This is a genomic window from Hydrogenophaga sp. 70-12, from assembly GCF_001897365.1.
Lineage (GTDB): Bacteria > Pseudomonadota > Gammaproteobacteria > Burkholderiales > Burkholderiaceae_C > Hydrogenophaga > Hydrogenophaga borbori.
In genome coordinates this window covers 1-3,204 of the sequence record NZ_MKSS01000090.1, presented here as the reverse complement: position 1 = coordinate 3,204, position 3,204 = coordinate 1, and the positions used below count along the sequence as shown (strand labels likewise).

The following is a 3,204-nucleotide window of genomic DNA, read 5'->3' as shown; positions in this document are numbered from 1 at the left end:
CTACTTCGCCGGCGTGGACACCTGGCTGTTCGACATCGCCGTGTGCCTGAACGACTGGTGCGTGCGCCACGGCGGCGACACCGACGGCCAGCCCGAGCCCGCGCTGGAGCAGGCTTTCCTCTCGGCCTACGAAAGCGTGCGTCCGCTGACGCCAGCCGAGCGCCGCCTGCTGCCCGCCATGCAGCGCGCGGGCGCGCTGCGCTTCTGGCTGTCGCGCCTGTGGGACCTGCACCTGCCGCGCGAGGCCGCCATGCTGCAGGCGCACGACCCGGGCCACTTCCAGCGCGTGCTGCGCGCCCGCCTGCCGAACGCGCCCGCGGCGAGCGCGGCGCCGGAGGCCTTGGCCGCATGAAGCTCCAGGTCAACAAGGCCAGCCTGGGCTGGTTGTGGGTCAAGCTCGGCATGCGCACCTTCCTGCGCCAGCCGCTGGCGATGTCGGGCCTGTTCTTCATGTTCATGGCCCTGGTCTCGGTGCTGTCCATCGTGCCCATCCTGGGCACGGCGGTGGCAGCGGCGCTGGTGCCTGCGGCCACGCTGGGCCTGATGGCCGCCACGCGCGAGGCCGAGCAAGGCCGCTTCCCCATGCCTTCGCTGCTGCTCACGGCCTTTCGGGGCGGCACCGAGCGCCGGCGCGGCATGCTGCTGCTGGGCGCCATGTATGCGGTGGCGCTGTTCCTGGTGATGGGCGTCGGCGCGCTGTTCACGGACGGTGCCCCCACCCCCTTGCCCGAGGGCACCGCCGAGGTCACGCCCGAAATGGTGGGCGCCGCCGTCGGCCGCCCCGGCCTGTGGGCGGCCCTGCTGGCCTACCTGCCCGTGCTGATGGCCTTCTGGCACGCGCCGGCGCTGGTGTTCTGGCACGGCGTGCCGCCGGCCAAGAGCCTGTTCTTCAGCCTGGTGGCCTGCTGGAGCAACAGGGGCGCGATGCTGCTCTTCGTCGCCGGCTGGACGGTGGTGTTCATGCTCACCGGCCTGCTCCTGGGCATGCTGGGCTCCATCGTCGGAGGGCCCGAGGTGATGCAGGTGGTGGTCTACCCCATCGTGCTGTTCATGGCCTCGATGTTCCACACCTCGCTGTGGTTCACGGTGCGCGACAGCTTCGCTTTCGACGCGCCCGAGCCGGACGCTTCCCGCTCGGCCTGAGCCCCGCCGCGGGCGCCCCCAAAAGAAAAGCCCGCACCGGCCAACGGTGCGGGCTGTGTTCTGGCGCGAGCGCCGGATCAGGTGCCGATCACGCCGCCATCGTCCTTGGTGATGACGACGGTGGCCGAGCGCGGCAGCGCCGCCCCGCCCTCGGGCCAGTGGCTGTTGCCGCCCTCGCCCGGGTGCTGGATGTTGATGAACAGCGTCTTGCTGTCGGGCGTGAAGCTCAGGCCCGTCACCTCGCACTCCACGGGGCCGACGAAGAAGCGGCGGATTTCCTTGGTGCGCGGATCGGCGCACAGCATCTGGTTGTTGCCCTGGTTGGCGTAGTTGCCGGTGTTGCTGTAGTTGCCGTCGGTCTGGATCCACAGGCGGCCATCGCGGTCGAAGCCCAGGCCGTCGGGGCTGTTGAAGGTGTTGTCGCTGGTCACGTTGGCCGAGCCCTTGTTCAAGGGATTGGCCTGGGCGATGGTGGGGTTGCCGGCCAGCACGAACAGGTCCCACTCGAACGTCAGGGCCGTCGGGTCGCCGCCGGTCTCGCGCCAGCGGATGATCTGGCCGTAGACGTTGGCCGTGCGCGGGTTGGCGTCGTCGGTCGTCGAACGGCCGGAGTTGTTCGTCAGCGTGACGTAGACCTCCTGGGTCTGCGGATGCACCGCCACCCACTCGGGGCGGTCCATGGGCGTGGCCCCCATGGCGTCGGCCGCCAGGCGCGTATTGACCAGGATCTCGGCTTGCGTGGCGTAGGCGGCCAGGGCCGGGTTGGCCGTGGTCATGGGCATCCACTCGCCGGTGCCCATCATGTCGTTCGCCACGGCGCCAGCGTTGAACTTGGCCACATACAGCGTGCCGGTGTCGAGCAGGTCGCGGTTGTTGGCGGTGTCGCCTTCGATGTAGTGGCCGGCGGTCACGAACTTGTAGATGTAGTCGTTGGCCTGGTCATCGCCCATGTAGACCACCACGCGGCCGTCGGCGGCAATGGCGTAGGCGGCGTTCTCGTGCTTGATGCGGCCCAGCGAGGTGCGCTTCTTGGGCATGGAGGCCGGGTCAAAGGGGTCGATCTCGACGATCCAGCCAAAGCGGTTGGCCTCGTTGGGCTCCTTCTGCCAGTCGAAGCGGTCGTGGTACTGCTCGTACTTGCGCGAGGTGCCGGCGCCGGCCAGGCCGTAGCGCAGCTGGTTGGCGTTGCGCGTCATGCCGGGGACCGCGGTGTTGGTGGTGCCGAAGTACTGGTTGAAGTTCTCTTCACAGGTCAGGTAGGTGCCCCAGGGGGTGAAGCCGTTGCCGCAGTTGTTCAGCGTGCCGAGCGCCACGGTGCCGGTGGCGTCGGCCGTGGTCTGCAGCAGCGCGTGGCCGGCGGCGGCACCGGTCAGCTGCATCGGCGTATCGCCCGTGATGCGGCGGTTGTAGGTGGAGTCCAGCACGATGTTCCACACGCCGGCGGTGCGGCGGATGTGCACCACGCTCACGCCGTGCGCGTTGAGGTCCTTGTTGGCGTCGTCCAGGCTGTTGACCACGCCGTCGGTGAACAGGTACTGCGGGTTGGTGTACTCGTGGTTCATCACCAGCAGGCCTTCGTCGCTGCGGCCGGCCAGGGCGAAGTAGTGGATGCCGTCGTGGTTGTCGCCCATCTGGCGCGCCTGCGCGGCGGCGTCTTCGCTGGCGTCGCCGGCCCAGGTCGAACCCGCGCCGCTGGAGAACAGCGGCGTGCCCCAGGGCGCCAGCACCGAGGCCGTGTAGCCCGGGGCGACGTGCACGCTGTCGTCGGTGCCGATGGCGATGCCGGTGAAGCCCAGCAGGTCGGGGTCGGCCGCGGGCGGCGCGGGCGTCGGGTCGGCGTCGCCGCCGCCGCCGCAGCCCGCGAGGCCAGCGGAAAGGAAGGCCACGGCAGCGGCCCCCACACCGGTCTTGAACAGGAAGCCGCGGCGGTTGACCGCGCGGTTCACCACGTTCTGGAAGTGCTCGTTCTGGCTGGTGTTGGTGGGCAGGTCTTCGCTATCGAAGTCGAGGGTCATGGAATGTCCTGTGGGGTTGGGAAATGCGACAGGCGGAAAGGCTACG

Annotated in this window: 2 protein-coding genes and 1 pseudogene; 2 read left to right on the top strand and 1 reads right to left on the bottom strand. The window is 69.6% G+C overall.

The genetic code is table 11. The features are described 5' to 3' along the window. Window positions 1–352: pseudogene (locus tag BGO22_RS05785) on the top strand (homoserine kinase); the annotation flags it as partial. Further along, the gene (locus BGO22_RS05780; protein ID WP_070398806.1) at window positions 349–1,143 is read left to right on the top strand and encodes a BPSS1780 family membrane protein; all 795 of its coding nucleotides are present in this window, start codon (window positions 349–351) and stop codon (window positions 1,141–1,143) included. The pseudogene BGO22_RS05785 and the gene BGO22_RS05780, both read left to right, overlap by 4 nt. A gap of 77 nt (window positions 1,144–1,220) precedes the next feature. Here BGO22_RS05780 and BGO22_RS05775 read toward each other — a convergent pair whose 3' ends face one another. Further along, the gene (locus BGO22_RS05775) at window positions 1,221–3,158 is read right to left on the bottom strand and encodes a PhoX family protein (RefSeq protein WP_070398807.1); all 1,938 of its coding nucleotides are present in this window, start codon (window positions 3,156–3,158) and stop codon (window positions 1,221–1,223) included. Between the last annotated feature and the right edge of the window lie 46 nt (window positions 3,159–3,204).